Origin of the sequence: Microcella alkaliphila (assembly GCF_002355395.1) — a bacterium.
Lineage (GTDB): Bacteria > Actinomycetota > Actinomycetes > Actinomycetales > Microbacteriaceae > Microcella > Microcella alkaliphila_A.
In genome coordinates this window covers 1,367,796-1,383,859 of record NZ_AP017315.1, presented here as the reverse complement: position 1 = coordinate 1,383,859, position 16,064 = coordinate 1,367,796, and the positions used below count along the sequence as shown (strand labels likewise).

At 68.6% G+C, this 16,064-nt stretch carries 15 protein-coding genes and 1 pseudogene; 3 read left to right on the top strand and 13 right to left on the bottom strand.

Going from position 1 to position 16,064, the window contains the following annotated elements:
• Nucleotides 1–8: 8 nt before the first annotated feature.
• A pseudogene (locus tag CPY97_RS13880) lies at nt 9–545 on the top strand (hypothetical protein); the annotation flags it as partial.
• 18 nt (nt 546–563) lie between these two features.
• Here CPY97_RS13880 and CPY97_RS06765 read toward each other — a convergent pair.
• The 11 genes from CPY97_RS06765 to pdxS form a co-directional block, all read right to left on the bottom strand.
• Entirely contained in the window at nt 564–2,822 is a 2,259-nt protein-coding gene (locus tag CPY97_RS06765) for a RelA/SpoT family protein (protein WP_096421337.1), read from the bottom strand.
• Between the two features lie 38 nt (nt 2,823–2,860).
• A complete protein-coding gene (secF, locus tag CPY97_RS06760) occupies nt 2,861–3,871 on the bottom strand; it encodes a protein translocase subunit SecF (RefSeq protein WP_096421336.1) in 1,011 nt (336 codons plus the stop codon).
• Nucleotides 3,868–5,685, bottom strand: a complete 1,818-nt coding sequence (gene secD, locus CPY97_RS06755) for a protein translocase subunit SecD (protein ID WP_096421335.1) — start codon at nt 5,683–5,685, stop codon at nt 3,868–3,870. Before secD ends, secF begins: the two co-directional genes overlap by 4 nt.
• A gap of 75 nt (nt 5,686–5,760) precedes the next feature.
• Complete coding sequence (yajC, locus tag CPY97_RS06750) at nt 5,761–6,129, bottom strand: preprotein translocase subunit YajC (RefSeq protein ID WP_096421334.1); 369 nt, start codon at nt 6,127–6,129, stop codon at nt 5,761–5,763.
• Nucleotides 6,130–6,198: 69 nt separating this feature from the next.
• Complete coding sequence (gene ruvB, locus CPY97_RS06745; protein WP_096421333.1) at nt 6,199–7,221, bottom strand: Holliday junction branch migration DNA helicase RuvB; 1,023 nt, start codon at nt 7,219–7,221, stop codon at nt 6,199–6,201.
• Entirely contained in the window at nt 7,218–7,862 is a 645-nt protein-coding gene (ruvA, locus tag CPY97_RS06740; RefSeq protein ID WP_096421332.1) for a Holliday junction branch migration protein RuvA, read from the bottom strand. Before ruvA ends, ruvB begins: the two co-directional genes overlap by 4 nt.
• Nucleotides 7,859–8,452 carry a crossover junction endodeoxyribonuclease RuvC gene (gene ruvC / locus CPY97_RS06735; RefSeq protein ID WP_096421331.1) on the bottom strand — a complete coding sequence of 198 codons (594 nt, stop codon included), beginning with the start codon at nt 8,450–8,452 and terminating at the stop codon, nt 7,859–7,861. The genes ruvA and ruvC overlap by 4 nt, the downstream gene beginning before the upstream one ends.
• 8 nt (nt 8,453–8,460) lie before the next feature.
• Nucleotides 8,461–9,225 carry a YebC/PmpR family DNA-binding transcriptional regulator gene (locus tag CPY97_RS06730; protein WP_096421330.1) on the bottom strand — a complete coding sequence of 255 codons (765 nt, stop codon included), beginning with the start codon at nt 9,223–9,225 and terminating at the stop codon, nt 8,461–8,463.
• A 34-nt stretch (nt 9,226–9,259) separates the two neighbouring features.
• Entirely contained in the window at nt 9,260–9,697 is a 438-nt protein-coding gene (locus CPY97_RS06725) for a hypothetical protein (RefSeq protein ID WP_096421329.1), read from the bottom strand.
• Between the two features lie 57 nt (nt 9,698–9,754).
• Nucleotides 9,755–10,354, bottom strand: a complete 600-nt coding sequence (gene pdxT, locus CPY97_RS06720; protein WP_231923868.1) for a pyridoxal 5'-phosphate synthase glutaminase subunit PdxT — start codon at nt 10,352–10,354, stop codon at nt 9,755–9,757.
• Nucleotides 10,344–11,234 carry a pyridoxal 5'-phosphate synthase lyase subunit PdxS gene (gene pdxS, locus CPY97_RS06715; protein WP_096421327.1) on the bottom strand — a complete coding sequence of 297 codons (891 nt, stop codon included), beginning with the start codon at nt 11,232–11,234 and terminating at the stop codon, nt 10,344–10,346. Before pdxS ends, pdxT begins: the two co-directional genes overlap by 11 nt.
• 89 nt (nt 11,235–11,323) lie before the next feature.
• Here pdxS and CPY97_RS06710 point away from each other — a divergent pair, with 89 nt between their 5' ends.
• Nucleotides 11,324–12,664: an aminotransferase class I/II-fold pyridoxal phosphate-dependent enzyme gene (locus CPY97_RS06710; RefSeq protein WP_096421326.1), complete on the top strand. Its 1,341-nt coding sequence runs from the start codon at nt 11,324–11,326 to the stop codon at nt 12,662–12,664.
• Nucleotides 12,665–12,671: 7 nt separating this feature from the next.
• The gene (gene pdxY / locus CPY97_RS06705; protein ID WP_096423466.1) at nt 12,672–13,523 is read left to right on the top strand and encodes a pyridoxal kinase PdxY; all 852 of its coding nucleotides are present in this window, start codon (nt 12,672–12,674) and stop codon (nt 13,521–13,523) included.
• Between the two features lie 2 nt (nt 13,524–13,525).
• On the opposite strand, the gene CPY97_RS06700 is transcribed toward pdxY, so the two are convergent.
• Together CPY97_RS06700 and thrS are read right to left on the bottom strand one after the other, a co-directional pair.
• Nucleotides 13,526–14,092: an HIT family protein gene (locus CPY97_RS06700; RefSeq protein ID WP_096421325.1), complete on the bottom strand. Its 567-nt coding sequence runs from the start codon at nt 14,090–14,092 to the stop codon at nt 13,526–13,528.
• Nucleotides 14,093–14,097: 5 nt separating this feature from the next.
• Entirely contained in the window at nt 14,098–16,011 is a 1,914-nt protein-coding gene (gene thrS / locus CPY97_RS06695) for a threonine--tRNA ligase (protein ID WP_231924082.1), read from the bottom strand.
• Between the last annotated feature and the right edge of the window lie 53 nt (nt 16,012–16,064).

The following is a 16,064-nucleotide window of genomic DNA, read 5'->3' as shown; positions in this document are numbered from 1 at the left end:
CGTTCGGGATGATCGGGGCGGCGCTTCGCACGCGGCCCCACACACTGCGGCGCATGTCTGCCGTCCGTACCGTAACCCTGTCCCCCACTGAACTACGCGCCGCCGAACTCGACGGAGAGCTCACCCGCGTCGGGGATGCTTTCCTGCCGATCGATGTGCCCGTCGGCGCCGCGGATCGCGCCCGCTCCATGAGCGCTGTGCGCCGGGAGTCACGCCTGTTCGTGCAGCGACGAAGCGCGGCGTGGGTCTACGGCTGGTGCGCCGAGCCAGCCACGCCCTCACTCGCCGCGTCGATCGGGTCGCGTGTCCCGTCGGGGACGCGCATGCGCACGGGGGCGCGCGAGCTCGTCATCGACGCCGATGACCTGCAGCTCGTCGGCGGTGTCCTCGTCACGACCCCGGTGCGCACGCTTCTCGACCTCGCCCGAGCCAACGACGACGAGTGTCCGCTCGCGGACTTGCACCGAATGATCGAGCTGTCCGGGCTCGGTGCCGACGCGGTGCTGGAGGCGCTCACTGCGGCCCGCCGCGCGCCGTACACCGCGCGGGCAAGGCAACGCCTGCTAGCCGTTGCTGACGCGGTACACGTCGTACACCGCGTCGATCCGGCGCACGGCGTTCAAAACGCGGTCGAGGTGCGTGACGTCGCCCATCTCGAAAACGAACTTCGAGATGGCCAGGCGGTCGCGTGACGTGTTGACGCTCGCCGACAAGATGTTGACGTGGTGCTCGGACAGCACACGCGTGACATCCGACAAGAGCCCGCTGCGGTCCAGCGCCTCGACCTGGATCTGCACGAGGAAGACGCTCTTGGTCGTGGGCGCCCACTCCACCTCGATCATGCGGTCGGGCTCGGCCAACAGACTCTGAACATTGGTGCAGTCGCCGCGGTGCACGCTCACGCCCTGGCCGCGCGTGATGAAGCCCACGATCGCGTCGCCCGGCACGGGCGTGCAGCACTTCGCAAGCTTGACGAGGATGTCCGGAGCGCCGCGGACGAGGATTCCGGAATCGCTCGTGCGAACCGGCGTGCGCGCCCGGTTCGGCAGCGTGAACGGCTCGTCATCGGATTCCGCCTCGACGTGCAGCGTCGACAGGATCTTCTCAATGACCGACTGCGTGGAGACGTGACCTTCGCCGACCGCCGCATAGAGAGCATCCACCGTTTCGTAGCGGAGCGTCGCCGCAGCCTGCGCGATCGAGTCCTGCGACATCATTCGCTGCAGCGGAAGGTTTTGTTTGCGCATCGCGCGGGCGATCGCGTCCTTGCCCTGCTCGATCGCCTCGTCGCGGCGCTCCTTGGTGAACCACTGTCGAATCTTTGACTTGGCTCGCGTGGACGTCACGAAGTTCAGCCAGTCATGGCTCGGGCCGGCGTCGGGGTTCTTCGACGTAAAGACTTCGACCGTGTCTCCACTCGAGAGCGTCGAATCGAGCGGCACGAGGCGGCCATTAACCTTGGCCCCCATGGTGCGGTGGCCGATCTCGGTGTGCACGGCATAGGCGAAATCGACGGGGGTCGCGCCGGAGGGAAGGCCGATGACCTTGCCCTGCGGGGTGAAGACGTAGACCTCTTTCGCGCCGATCTCGTAGCGCAGCGTGTCGAGGAACTCGCTCGGGTCGGCCGTCTCGGCCTGCCAGTCGGAGATGTGCTTCAGCCACGCCATGTCGGTGTCGTGGCCGAGCGCAGCGCTGCCCTCGGCCTTCGAGCCGCCGGAGGCCATGCGCTCCTTGTATGCCCAGTGCGCGGCGACACCGAACTCGGCGCGCTGATGCATCTCGTGCGTGCGAATCTGCAGCTCGACCGGTCGCCCGCCCGGGCCGAAGACCGTTGTGTGCAGCGACTGGTACAGGTTGAACTTCGGCGTCGCGATGTAGTCCTTGAAGCGCCCTGGCATCGGGCTCCAGCGCGCGTGCACCGCGCCGAGCGCGGCGTAGCAGTCGCGAATCGAACTCACGAGGATGCGCACGCCGGTGAGGTCGTAGATGTCATCGAAGTCGCGGCCTCGGTGCACCATCTTCTGGTAGATCGAGTAGTACTGCTTCGGCCGCCCGGCGACCTGCGCCTTGATTTTCGCCTGACGGAGGTCACCGTTGACCTCGTCGATGACCTGCTGCACGAACTTCTCCCGTTCGGGCGTGCGGTTCTTGACGAGGCTTTCGATCTCGACGTAGAGCTTCGGGTGGAGCACGGCGAACGAGAGGTCTTCGAGCTCCCACTTGATGGTCTGGATTCCCAGCCGGTGGGCGAGGGGGGTGTAGATCTCGAGAGTTTCTTGCGCCTTGCGCTTTGCGGACGAGCCCTCGACGAAGCCCCAGGTGCGGGCGTTGTGCAGCCGGTCGGCCAGCTTGATGACGAGCACGCGGATGTCTTTCGACATGGCGACAATCATCTTGCGCACCGTCTCGGCCTGTGCCGAGTCGCCGTACTTCACCTTGTCGAGCTTGGTCACCCCGTCAACGAGCATCGCGACCTCGTCGCCGAACTCGACGCGCAGCTGGTCGAGCGTGTAGTCGGTGTCCTCGACGGTGTCGTGCAGGAGGGCTGCCGCGAGCGTCTTCACCCCGAGGCCGAGCTCGGCGAGAATCTGTGCGACCGCGAGCGGGTGCGTGATGTACGGCTCGCCGCTCTTACGCGTCTGGCCCTCGTGCGCATTCTCTGCCACGCGGTACGCGCGCTCGAGAAAGGGAATGTCAGCCTTCGGATGCTGCGCCCGCACCGTGCGGTACAGCGTTTCGAGCGCTCCGGTGGGCTGGGCACGCGAAAACAGGCGCGGCAGGAGCGAGCGCAATGGCACTGGCGTCTGCGTCAGCTCTGTCATCGCACCCTCCGAGGGCAGTCTACGAGGTGCGGCTGTGGCTAGCGGACCGCACCCGACTCCGGCCGCGGCGCCTTCTTGCGGGCGCCCTGCTTCTTGACCTCGGGCTCATTCTCGCGCAGGTGCACATACAGCGGCGCCGCGATGAAGATCGACGAATACGTTCCGACGATCGTGCCGACGAAGAGCGCGAGAGCGATGTCTCGCAGGGTGCCGGCGCCGAGGATCAGCGAGCCGATGAAGAGAATCGCAGCCGTCGGCAGCACCGCGACGACAGACGTGTTGATCGACCGAACGACGGTCTGATTCACCGCCAGGTTGACCGACTGCGCGAAGGTGCGACGTGATTCGACGCCGTCCTCACTCGTGTTCTCGCGAACCTTGTCGAACACGACGACGGTGTCGTAGAGCGAGTACGACAGGATCGTCAAGAACCCGATCACGGCGGCCGGCGTGATCTCGAAGCCGAGAGCGCCGTACAGGCCCGCCGTCAAGACGACGTCGTGCACCAGGGCGACGAAGGCCGCGATGACCATCTTCCAGGTTCTGAAGTACAGCGTCATCACCACGCTGACGAAGAGCAGGAAGACAATCAGCGCGATGATCGCCTGGCGCGTGATGTCTTGACCCCAGGTCGCGCCGATGAACGACGAGGTGACCTGTTCCACCGGCACCTCGAAGGCGTCGGCGAGCTCCGCTCGCAGCAGGTTCGTGTCTTCCTGCGTGAGCTGGTCGGTCTGCACGCGCACCGAGTCGGTGCCGACCGTCGACACGCGGGGGTTTCCGCCGACGACCGTGGTGTTCACGACGTCGGTGGCGAGCTGGGTCGCCCCCGACGGGTCCTCCACGACGAGGGACGCCTGCGAGACGCGGAACTCCGAGCCGCCGCGGAACTCGATGCCGAAGACGAAGCCACCGCGCAGGGCCGTGGCACCGATCGCGATCAGCAGGAGAACGGCGGCGATCAGGTACCACGTGCGGCGGCGGCCGATGAAGTCGATTGACTTGTCGCCGGTGTACAGGCCATTGCCGAGGCGGGTGAGCATGCTCATCGGGCGTCCTTCTTTCCGGCCATCTCAGCCTCAGCGGCCTTGCGCTCGGCGATCGTCTGTCGACGCTGCGCCTCGCGCGAGCTGCCCGTGTTCTTCTTCGGCGTCGCGACGGGCGCGCGGAACTGCGCGCGGCCACGATAAACGGCGCCGAGGGCCTTCGGGTCGAGGCCCGACAGAGGGTTACCGCTCGCGAAGAACTCGGTGCGCGCGATCAGTCGCAGCATCGGGTAGGTCATGAGGGTCACGATGACGATGTTGACGAGCGTCATGATGCCGAGCGTGAAGGCGAAGCCGCGCACGTTGCCAACCGCGAGCACGTAGAGCACGACCGCGCCGATGAAGCTCACCACGTTCGAGATCAGAATCGTGCGGAATGCGCGCGACCAACCCGCCTCGACGGCGTTCGGCAGAGAGCGGCCATCGCGCAACTCATCACGCACGCGCTCGAAGTAGACGATGAAGCCGTCGGCGATGACACCGATCGAGATGATCAGACCGGCGACGCCCGCCAGCGACAGGCGGTACCCCTGCTGGTTCGACAGGTACAGGATCACGAAGTACGACAGCACGGCGGCCACCATGAGGCTCGCGATGATGACCCCGCCGAGGGCGCGGTACTGGAACAGCGCGTACCCCATGACGAGCAAGAGGCCGATGACGCCGGCGATGATGCCGCTCTCGAGCTGTGAGATACCGAGTGTCGCCGAGATGTTCTCTTGGCTCAGCAGTTCGAAGCCGATCGGCAGCGCTCCGAAGCGCAGCTGGTCGGCGAGCACCTGCGCGGTCTCCTGGGTGAACGACCCCGAGATCTGCGGCTGACCGTTGGTAATGGCGGCCAGGGTGCGCGGGGCGCTGATGACCGAGCCATCCAGCACGATGGCGAACTGGTTCTGGATGCCCTGGAACGTGATCAAGCGTTCGGTGACGGTGCGGAACTGCTGCGTGCCGACCGCGTCGAACTCAATGTTGACGCCCCACTCGGTCGTGGTGACGCCGGTCTGCGAGGCGATGAGGCCGGCGCGGGCGTCGACGATGCTCGCACCCTCGACCTCGACGGGCCCCAGGATGTACTTGACGATGCCGTCCACGTCGCAGGTGACGAGCGGCTCGTCGACGGGCGCGACGTTCGTGCCGAGCTCGTCGAGGGCCATGCAGTCGACGGTGTCGAAGAGCTCACGCACCTCCGGGGTAATCCACGCGAGGTCGCTGGCGTCGGTCGGCGCGACGGGCGGGGCCTCGGGGGCATCCGTCTCGTCGGTTGCGGCCCCGTCCTCCGCGGCCGCATCGTCGGTCGCGGCGCCGTCGCCGGCGGCGCCATCCTCCGTGCCGTTCTCGGTTGCCCCGTCGTCGGTGGCGCCCTCGTCCGTGCCGCCGTCCTCCGTGGCGTCCTCGTCGGTGCCGCCAATCGTGGAGTTCGACGCTGCGTCCGCCGCGAGCACGGGACGGAACTCGAGCTTCGCCGCGGACTGGATGCGGTCGATCGTCGCCTGGTCGGGCGTGCCCGGAATCGACACGACGATGTTGCGTCCACCCTGCGTGTTGATCTCGGCCTCGCTCACGCCGCCGGCGTCAACGCGCTGGCGGATGATCGCCACGGCCTGGTCGAGCTGCTCCTGCGAGACATCCGCGCCCTCCTCGATCTGCGGTTCGAGGATCAGCTGCGTGCCACCCTGCAGGTCGAGGGCGAGCCTCGGGGTCCAGTCCCCCTCGTTGAGGGCAACGCTCGCCGCATTCGCCGACACGAGGCCGATGATGATGACGAGCAGCCACACGAGGGAGCGCAGGGCTTTACGCTCGGGTGTCGATCTAGCCACGGAGGTTACTCATTTCTCGGGGGTGGTGGAGCGGGATGGTCGTCCCGCCGCCCGGGTGCGCGTCGTTGCGCAGCGTTAGTCGTCGGTCTTCTTGCGCTCGGTCGGGTCGACGCTCGACTCGTTGAGGCGCGGCCCGGCCTCGTCGATGACGGGAGCGTCGTCGGCCGGGTCTTCCACGGGCTCGTCGTCTTCGATGACCCGGGCAAGCGTCTGCCGGTGCACGCGAATGGTGCTGCCCGGCGACACCTCGATCGTCGCGATGTTCTCTTCTTCGTCGAGCTCGACGAGCGTTCCGAAGAGCCCGAAGTTCGTCATGACCTCGGCGCCGGGCACCATCTTCTGCTGGAGGTTCTCCATGTCGGCGCGGCGCTTGCGCGAATTGCGCACCATGAAAAAGATGAGCATGCCGAGTACGCCCAGCATCACAATGGTCAACGGATCCATGACGACCTTTCGAGGGGGAAGGGGACGGCACGCACGGCGGAGCAGAGCCCCGCGGCGGCCTGCCGTCAACTATAGGTCATCGATGAGGCGCGGCTCGGGCGCAGGCTCCCGGCGCCCCAGGTGCCGCCAGCCCTGCGCGGTGGCGACGCGCCCCCGGGGCGTGCGCGTCACGAGGCCGGAGCGCACGAGGAAGGGTTCGACGACCGACTCGATCGTCTCGGCCTCCTCTCCCACGGTGACAGCGAGCGTGGACAACCCCACTGGTCCCCCGTCAAAGCGCTCGACGATGGCCGACAAGACGGCGCGATCCAGACGATCGAGCCCGTGCTCATCGACGTCGTACAGCTCGAGCGCGGCCGAGACGGCGGCGTGATCCGCCGCTCCCCCGTGCACGAGGGCGTAGTCGCGGACCCGACGCAACAACCGGTTGGCGATGCGCGGCGTTCCGCGGGAGCGTCCTGCGATCTCGCGCAGAGCATCCGTGTCGATCTCGAGGCCGATGAGGCGCGATGCGCGCTCGATGACCTGGTGAAGCTCGTCGGTTTCGTAGAACTCGAGGTGCGCGGTGAAGCCGAAGCGGTCGCGCAACGGGTTCGGCAGCAGCCCCGCGCGCGTGGTGGCCCCGACGAGCGTGAACGGGGCCAGTTCGAGCGGGATGCTCGTGGCGCCGGCTCCCTTTCCGACCATGATGTCGACGCGAAAGTCTTCCATCGCGAGGTACAGCATCTCTTCGGCGCTGCGCGCCATCCGGTGGATCTCGTCGATGAACAGCACCTCACCGGGCACGAGTGACGACAGCACGGCGGCGAGGTCACCCGCGTGCTGGATTGCCGGTCCGCTCGTCATGCGCAGCGGCCGCTCGCCCTCGTGCGCGACGATCATCGCGAGCGTCGTCTTGCCGAGCCCGGGAGGACCGGCGAGCAGGATGTGATCGGGCGCGCGGTTCTGCAGCTGTGCCGCGTCGAGCAGCAGCTGCAGTTGGCGGCGCACCTTCTGCTGGCCGACGAACTCGGCCAGCGACCCGGGGCGGAGGGCGCCCTCGAAGGCCAGGTCGTCGGCGGCCGCCTCCGGCTGCAGGATCTCGTCGCTCACGGGCGGCCCCCTGCCGGGCCGAGCTCGGCGAGCGCGAGCCGCAGCAGGGCGGGGAGGCCCGGCAGCTCGCCGTCGCCCGCGTCGGCGCGCGCCGCCGCGACGACCGAGGTTGCCGTCGCCACCGCCGTGCGCTCGGGCCAGCCGAGGCCGGTGAGCGCGGCCGCGAGCCCGGTGCGGGTCGCAGCGTCGCCGGCAGGCAGCGTCGGGGTATTCGCGGTGTCGGCGGTCGCGGGGGCTCCGGGCGGTGCGATGCGGCCCGAGAGCGACACGACGATGAGCTTGGCCGTCTTCGGCCCGATGCCGCTCACCTTCCGGAAGGGTGCGTCATCGCCGTCGGTGATGGCGCGTGCGGCCTCGTCGGGGGTCATCGCCCCGAGGACGCCGAGCGCTGACTTCGGCCCCACGCCCGAAACACTGCGCAGCAGGTCGAAAAGCCCCAGTTCGAGCTCGTCGGCGAAGCCGTACAGACTCATGTCGTCTTCGCGCACGATGAGAGCCGTGTGCAGTCTCGCGGTCTCGCCGACCCGCAGGGTCGCGGCGACGCGCGGGGTGATCGCGACGGCGTATCCGACCCCGTGCACGTCGACGACGGCACGGCCGCCGCTCACGGCGGCGACGGTTCCCTGGATGCTCGCGATCACCTCTCGAGCCTAGGCGTGCGGGAGGCGCGCTCCGCGTCGCGCCACGCACGCTGGGCGGGAGTGAGGCCCGCGTCGGCCGCGCGCGCGCCCGCACCGCCCGTCGCCGAGGGCGGCGCCCCCCGCCAGCCGTGGCAGATGGCGAGCGCGAGCGCGTCGGCGGCGTCGGCGGGCTTCGGCGGGGCGTCGAGGCGCAGGATGCGCTGCACCATCGCGGTGACCTGCCGCTTGTCGGCCCCGCCGTGCCCGGTGACCGCTGCCTTCACCTCGGTCGGCGTGTGCAGGGCGACGGTGAGCCCGCGCTCGGCGGCGGCGGCGAGCACTACGCCGGAGGCCTGGGCAGTTCCCATGACCGTGCGCACGTTGTGCTGGGCGAACACCCGCTCGAGAGCGACGGCGGAGGGCGCGTGTTCGTCGAGGAGTGCGGCGACTCCCAGCTGGATGCGCCGCACGCGCTCGGCGAGCTCCAGCTCGGACGCAGTGCGGATCACCTCGACCGCCACCAGCGTCGCGCGCCGGTCGGACGCGATGTCGACGATGCCGACACCGCACCGGGTGAGCCCGGGGTCGACGCCGAGCACGCGCAGCGCCACCGTCTCAGCTATTCGTCGTCGGCGTCGAGCTCGGCGCGCACCTCAGCGCTCAGCTGCACGTTGGTGTAGACGTTCTGCACGTCGTCGCTGTCTTCCAGCGCGTCGACGAGGCGGAACACCTTGCGGGCGGTGTCGGCGTCGGCCTCGACCTGAATGTTGGGCACGAACTCGGCCTCGGCCGAGTCGTAGTCGATGCCGGCGTCCTTCAGAGCGTTGCGCGCATCCAGCAGTTGCGAGGGGTCGGTGATGACCTCGAAGCCGCCGCCCTGGTCGACGACCTCCTCTGCGCCCGCCTCGAGCACGGCGAGCAGGATGTCGTCCTCCGTGACGCCGTCCTCCTTCGTGATCGCGATGACGCCCTTGCGGCTGAAGTTATAGGCGACGCTGCCCGGGTCGGCCATCGTGCCGCCGTTGCGGGTCATCGCCGTGCGCACCTCGGCAGCGGCGCGGTTTCGGTTGTCGGTCAGACACTCGATGAGCATCGCGACGCCGCCCGGGGCGTAACCCTCGTACATTATCGTCTGGTAGTCGACGGCGTCGCCCGTGAGGCCGGCGCCGCGCTTGACGGCGCGATCGATGTTGTCGTTCGGAACCGAGGTCTTCTTGGCCTTCTGGATCGCGTCGGCGAGCGTCGGGTTGCCGGCCGGGTCGGGGCCGCCGATCTTCGCGGCAACCTCGATGTTTTTGATCAGCTTGGCGAACGACTTGGCGCGGCGGGCGTCGATGACGGCTTTCTTGTGCTTCGTCGTCGCCCACTTGGAATGGCCTGACATGCGGCTCCTCTACTCGGGGCGGTACCCGAGAAGTTTAGGGCAGGAGGTCTGACGCGACGCCGAGGCGGCGCAGCACGAATCTGACGCGGGGCCAGACCCATACGAGGGCGATCAGCGTGAGCAGGCTGAGGGCGACGACCCAGCCGGCGATGACGGCCGCGGTCTCGACCACGTCGATGACGGCGGCGCCGGCATCGCTGACCGAGTCTCCCGCTCCCGCGGCAGCGTCGAACGGCCGACTCACCGCGTCGCCGATCAGCGGGATGCCGCCCAGGCGCTCCCCCGCGGCGCTCAGCCCCTCGCTGATCGACCCGCCGGCCGCCTCCAACTGACGGCCGAGTTCCGCGACAGCGCGGATCGCCGCGACCACCGCCGAGGTCACGATGACGACGGCGACGACCGCGAGGATGCCGGCCGCGTCAGCCGCGATCTGGCGAGCGCGCTGCGCGGGGTATGGCGAATACGGCAGCATGCGGCCATGCTCGCGCCACCGTCGCGGCGCCGGCGGGCGGCGCGCCGACGAGGGCGGTCAGGATGCGGCGCGCACCCTCTCGAGGAACCGCGCGTGGAACCGGAACTCGCCGGCCACCTCCGGGTGGAAGGCCGTGCCGAGAAGGGGTCCCTGCTCGATCGCGACGATGCGTCCGTCGTCGACGCGCGCGAGCACGTCGACTCCCGGACCGACTCGCTCGACCACCGGCGCACGGATGAACACGGCGTGCATGGGATGCTCGCCAAGCGCCGGAATCGCGAGCTCGGTTTCAAATGAGTCGAGCTGTGTGCCGAACGCGTTGCGGCGGACGGTCGCGTCGAATCCGCCGAACGTTTGCTGACCCGCAATGCCGTCGACGAGGTCGTCGGCGAGCATGATGAGGCCGGCGCAGGTGCCGTAGACGGGCATCCCGCCGGCGATGCGCGCGCGAATCGGGTCGCGCACCTCGAAGATGCGCGACAGCTTGTCGATCACGCTCGACTCGCCGCCCGGGATGACGAGCCCGGCGACCTGCTCAAGGTCGGCGGGACTCTTGACGGGCCGAGCGTCGGCGCCGAGCGACGCCAGGGCGGCGAGGTGCTCGCGCACGTCGCCCTGCAGAGCGAGAACGCCGACCGGCGGGGTGTTACCAGCCACGCTCGGCGAGGCGGTGCGGCGCGGGCAGGTCGGCGACGTTGATGCCGACCATGGCCTCGCCCAGCCCGCGCGACGCGTCGGCGATGACCGCCGGGTCATCGAACGCCGTCGTCGCCTTAACGATCGCCTTCGCGCGGGCGACGGGGTCGCCCGACTTGAAGATGCCCGAGCCGACGAACACACCGTCGGCCCCGAGCTGCATCATCATCGCCGCGTCGGCGGGGGTGGCGACACCGCCGGCGGTGAACAGGACCACGGGAAGCTTTCCGGTCTCGGCGACTTCGCGCACGAGCTCGTACGGGGCCTGCAGCTCTTTCGCGGCGACGTAGAGCTCGTCCTTCGTGAGCGAGCGCAGGCGGTTGATCTCGCCCGTGATGGTGCGGATGTGCTTGGTCGCCTCCGAGACGTCGCCCGTTCCGGCCTCACCCTTCGAGCGGATCATCGCGGCGCCCTCGGTGATGCGGCGCAGCGCTTCACCCAGGTTCGTGGCACCGCAGACGAACGGCACGTCGTAGCCCCACTTGTCGATGTGGTTGACGTAGTCGGCGGGGCTCAGCACCTCCGATTCGTCGATGTAGTCGACGCCGAGCGACTGCAACACCTGCGCCTCGACGAAGTGGCCGATGCGGGCCTTCGCCATGACGGGGATCGAGACTTCGGCCATGATCTGCTCGATCAGGTCGGGGTCACTCATGCGGGCGACGCCTCCCTGCGCGCGGATGTCGGCGGGAACGCGCTCGAGGGCCATGACAGCGACGGCGCCGGCGTCTTCGGCGATGCGCGCCTGCTCGGCGGTGACGACGTCCATGATCACGCCGCCCTTCAGCATCTCGGCAAGTCCCCGCTTCACGCGGGCGGTGCCGGTCTCAGACGTGCTCATGAGGGAATCCCTTCGACAAGTGGTGCGCCGACGCGCAGGATGCTGGCACGAACGTATCGTTGGCCTAGGCCAAAAGATAGCATGGGGCAATGGCACCCCAGATCACCGGACGCTCAGCCGCCGACATCGCCGCCAGCGTGCGGGCGCTCATCGAGCGCGGCGTGCTGGCCCCGGGGGATGCGCTGCCCCCCGTGCGGAACCTCGCCGACGAGTTGGGGGTGAACCGCAACACCGCGGTCGCGGCCTACCGACAACTCACTCAAGCAGGGATGGTCGTGACGCTCGGTCGCGGGGGAACGAGGGTCGCCGACCGCTCCCCCGTCGCCCAAGAAGGCTTTGCGGCCGACAGCGTGCTGCGCGACGTAGCCACCGGTAACCCCGACCCGGATCTCATTCCGAACCCGTCGCGCGCGCTGGGCGGCGTGATCGGCCGCCCCGTGCTCTACGGCGAGCCGGTGATCGATCCGGACTTGGAGGGCTGGGCGATGTCGTGGATGCGCGCCGATCTCGAGCCTCGGGAGGCGCGGCTCACGGTGACGAGCGGTGCTGCGGATGCTGTCGATCGCCTTCTCGCCCAGGCTCTCGTACGCGACGACGCCGTCGCTCTGGAGGACCCGTGCTTCTTGACGAGCATCCACACGGTTCGGGTGAATGGTTATCGCCCCGTCCCGGTTCCCGTCGACGAGGAGGGGATGACCGTGGACGGCCTGCGCGTGGCGCTCGAGCAGGGAGTGCGCGCGATCGTCTGTACGCCGCGGGCGCAGAATCCCACCGGCGCGAGCCTCGGTCCGGAGCGCGCCGCGGCGTTGCGGGCGGTGCTTGCCGACTACCCCTACGTGCTCGTCATCGAAGACGACCACTTCTCGATGCTGTCGCGCACGCCGTTCCGGTCGCTGATCGGGCCCGAGCACAAGCGGTGGGCGCTCGTGCGCTCCGTTTCGAAGTTCTTGGGGCCCGACATGTGCCTCGCGGTCGTCGCATCCGACCCGGACACGGCCGAACGGCTCGCCACTCGTCTCACGCCCGGCACCACGTGGGTCAGCCACCTGCTGCAGCGACTCGCGCTGTCGCTGCTCACCGATGACGCCGTCGTCAGCGACATCGCTCGCGCCGCCGACCACTATTCGTCCAGAAACGCTGCCTTCGCGCAGAAGCTCAGTGCAAATGGCGTCCCGACAACCGCCGGAGACGGACTGAACCTGTGGGTGGCGCTCCCCGTACCGGCGCGGGATGTTTCCGAGCAGCTCATGCGTCGCGGCTGGCTGGCACGAACGGGCGACGAGTTTTCGCTCGGAGCCGTCATCACGGATCACCGGCTGCGGCTGACCGTTCACGACCTTGACGATGGCGATGCTGAGCGTCTCGCCGCCGACATCGCCGCCGCCGTGCGCGCCGCGGGTGGGCGGCTCGAGCGGGTCGAACTGGGATGATCGAGAGATGAAGGTGCTCTCCATTCAGTCCGCCGTCGCCTACGGGCACGTCGGCAATTCGGCCGCCGTGTTCCCGCTGCAGCGCATCGGTGTCGAGGTCATGCCCGTCTACACGGTGGCCTTCTCGAACCACACCGGCTATGGCTCGTGGCGCGGCCCGCTTATCAGCCCGGACGACGTGCGGGAGGTCATCACCGGCATCGAGGAGCGCGGGGTCTTCCCGCAAATCGACGTGATCCTCTCGGGCTACCAGGGCTCGGAGGGCATCGCCGACGTCATCCTCGATGCGGTCGCGCGCATCAAGGCTGCGAATCCCGCCGCGATCTATGCGTGCGACCCCGTGATGGGCAACGCGAAGAGCGGGTGCTTCGTCGCCCCGGCCATTCCGATTCTGCTGCGCGAGCGCGTCGTGCCCGCTGCCGACATCATCACCCCCAACCAGTTCGAGCTCGGCTACCTCACCGGCACCGAGCCGGACACGCTCGAGTCAACGCTGCGCTCTGTGGACCTCGCCCGCGACATGGGCCCGCGCACGGTTCTCGTCACGAGCGTCGAGCGACCTGACCGCGAGGAGGGCACGCTCGAGATGCTCGCGGTCACCGACAACGGCGCCTGGATCGTCACCACCCCGCAGCTGCCGATGACGGCGAACGGTTCGGGGGACGTGACGGCGGCGCTCTTCACCGCTCACTACCGGCGGACGGGCGATGCCGCCGACGCACTCGCCCGAACGGCCTCGAGCGTCTTCGACCTGTTGCAGAACACCCTCGACTCCGGCGAGCGCGAACTGCAGCTCGTCGAGTCGCAGGAGGCGTATGCGCACCCGCGCATGCAGTTCGCGGTGCGCCAGGTGCGCTAGGTTCACTCGGCCGTCGGCCAGGCGGCAGCGAGCTCGTCGCGCACCTCGCCGAGCAGCCGCGGCACCGCCTTCGTGCGCGCCACGATGGGGAAGAAGTTCGCATCTTGCGCCCACCGCGGCACGATGTGCTGGTGCAGGTGACCGGCGATCCCCGCACCGGCGACCGCGCCCTGATTCATGCCGATGTTGAAGCCGTCGCAGCGGCTCGTCGCGCGCAGCACCCGCATGGCCGTCTGCGTGAGAGAGGCGATCTCAGCGGTTTCTTCGGCCGTCGCCTCGTCGTAACTCGCCACGTGGCGGTACGGGCACACGAGCAGATGGCCGCTGTTGTAGGGATACAGGTTCAGCAACACATAAGCGTGCACGCCGCGGGCAACGATGAGACCGGTCGCATCGTCGAGTCCCGGCGCTCGACAGAAGGGGCACCCCGAACGCTCCCCCGATCGGTCCTCGTCGTCGATGTACACCATGCGGTGCGGCGTCCACAGCCGCTGGAAGGCGTCGGGAACGCCCGCGAAGTCGTCCGCCGCCTCGGGGGGCGAGCCGGCGTCGTTCGCGTCCGTGTGCATCCCCCTTAGAGTTCCTGCGATCGGGAGGCGATCGCGCCCGTGATGCGGGCGATCGCCTCGTCGACCGGCACGCCGTTCAGCTGCGTACCGTCTCGGAAGCGGAAGCTGACCGCGCCGTTCGCACGGTCATCCTCGCCCGCGATGAGCAGGTAGGGCACCTTCTGCGTCGTATGCGTGCGGATCTTCTTCTGCATGCGGTCGTCGGAGTGGTCGACGTGCGCGCGCACGCCCTCCGCCCGCAGACGGCCGATGACGTCTTCGAGGTAGTCGCCGTACTGCTCGGCAACCGGGATGCCCACCACCTGTTCCGGGGAAAGCCACGCCGGGAACGATCCGGCGTAGTGCTCGACCAGGATGGCAAAGAAGCGCTCGATCGACCCGAACAGGGCCCGGTGGATCATGATCGGCCGCTGCTTCGTGCCGTCGGAGGCCGTGTACGTCAGGTCGAAGCGCTCGGGCAGGTTGAAGTCGAGCTGGATGGTCGACATCTGCCAGGTGCGCCCGATCGCGTCGCGCGCCTGCACCGAGATCTTCGGCCCGTAGAAGGCGGCGCCGCCCGGGTCGGGAACGAGTTCGAGGCCCGACTCTTCGGCGACCTCCTGCAGAGTCTGCGTCGCCGTCTCCCACAGTTCGGGCGAGCCGACGAACTTCTCGCTCTCGGGGTCGCGGGTCGACAGCTCCAGGTAGAAGTCGTCGAGGCCGTAGTCGCGCAGCAGCCCGAGGACGAAGTTCAACGTGCCCGTGAGCTCGCTCTTCACGAGTTCGGGGGTCGTGTAGATGTGCGCGTCGTCTTGCGTCATGCCGCGCACGCGGGTGAGGCCCTGCAGCGTGCCCGACTTCTCGTAGCGATAGACGCTGCCGAACTCGAACATGCGCAAGGGCAGCTCGCGGTACGAACGGCCGCGCGAGCGGAAGATCAGGTTGTGGAAGGGGCAGTTCATGGGCTTCAGGTAGTAGTCCTGGCCCTGACGGGTAACGTGGCCCGTCTCGTCGCGCTCCTCGTCGAGGTGCATGGGCGGGAACATGCCGTCGGCATACCACTGCAGGTGGCCGCTCGTCATGAAGAGGTTCGACTTCGTGATGTGCGGCGAGTACACGAACTCGTAGCCGGCCTCCGTGTGCCGCTGGCGCGAGTAGTTCTCCATCACCTGGCGGATGATGCCGCCCTTCGGGTGGAACACCGCAAGCCCCGAGCCGATCTCGTCGGGGAAGCTGAACAGGTCGAGCTCGGTGCCGAGGCGACGGTGGTCGCGCTTCTGCGCCTCCTCCAGGCGGTGCTGGTGGGCGCGCAGCTCGTCCTTCGACGGCCACGCGGTGCCGTAGATGCGCTGCAACTGCGGGTTCTTCTCGCTGCCGCGCCAGTAGGCGGCGGCGACGCGCATGAGCGCCCAGCCGTTGCCGATCATGCGGGTGTTCGGCAGGTGCGGGCCGCGGCACAGGTCTTTCCAGTGCACCTCGCCCGTCTTCGGGTCGACGTTGTCGTAGATGGTCAGTTCGCTGCCGCCCACCTCGACGCTTTCGCCGTCGCTCCCCTCGGCAGCGGCACCCTTGAGCCCGATGAGTTCGAGCTTGTAGGGCTCGTCGGCGAGCTCGATACGCGCCTCCTCCTCCGTGACGACCCGGCGCACGAAACGCTGCCCGGATCGGATGATGCGCTCCATCGCCTTCGACAGCGCCGACAGGTCGTCGCTCGAGAACGCGGCGGGCACATCGAAGTCGTAGTAGAAGCCGTCGGTGACGGGTGGTCCGATGCCGAGCCGGGCATCCGGATTGATCTGCTGCACCGCCTGGGCGAGAACGTGCGCGGCGGAGTGTCGCAGGATGTTCAGCCCGTCGGGCGACGAGATCATCACCGGCTCGACGTGGGTGCCGGCCGGCACGCGGCGAGCCAGGTCGAGCAGTTCACCGTCCACGCGCATCGCGACGACACTTCGGTCACGGAACAGCCCGAAGCCGTCTGTGTCCTCCGTCG

Bases quoted from the DNA above. Each gene is read 5' to 3' on its own strand.
- CPY97_RS06725 (WP_096421329.1), bottom strand. From the start codon at position 9,697: ATGCTGCCGTATTCGCCATACCCCGCGCAGCGCGCTCGCCAGATCGCG.
- yajC (WP_096421334.1), bottom strand. From the start codon at position 6,129: ATGGATCCGTTGACCATTGTGATGCTGGGCGTACTCGGCATGCTCATC.
- pdxS (WP_096421327.1), bottom strand. From the start codon at position 11,234: ATGAGCACGTCTGAGACCGGCACCGCCCGCGTGAAGCGGGGACTTGCC.
- pdxY (WP_096423466.1), top strand. From the start codon at position 12,672: ATGAAGGTGCTCTCCATTCAGTCCGCCGTCGCCTACGGGCACGTCGGC.
- CPY97_RS06700 (WP_096421325.1), bottom strand. From the start codon at position 14,092: ATGCACACGGACGCGAACGACGCCGGCTCGCCCCCCGAGGCGGCGGAC.
- secF (WP_096421336.1), bottom strand. From the start codon at position 3,871: ATGAGCATGCTCACCCGCCTCGGCAATGGCCTGTACACCGGCGACAAG.
- CPY97_RS06710 (WP_096421326.1), top strand. From the start codon at position 11,324: ATGGCACCCCAGATCACCGGACGCTCAGCCGCCGACATCGCCGCCAGC.
- CPY97_RS06730 (WP_096421330.1), bottom strand. From the start codon at position 9,225: ATGTCAGGCCATTCCAAGTGGGCGACGACGAAGCACAAGAAAGCCGTC.
- CPY97_RS06765 (WP_096421337.1), bottom strand. From the start codon at position 2,822: ATGACAGAGCTGACGCAGACGCCAGTGCCATTGCGCTCGCTCCTGCCG.
- thrS (WP_231924082.1), bottom strand. From the start codon at position 16,011: ATGCGCGTGGACGGTGAACTGCTCGACCTGGCTCGCCGCGTGCCGGCC.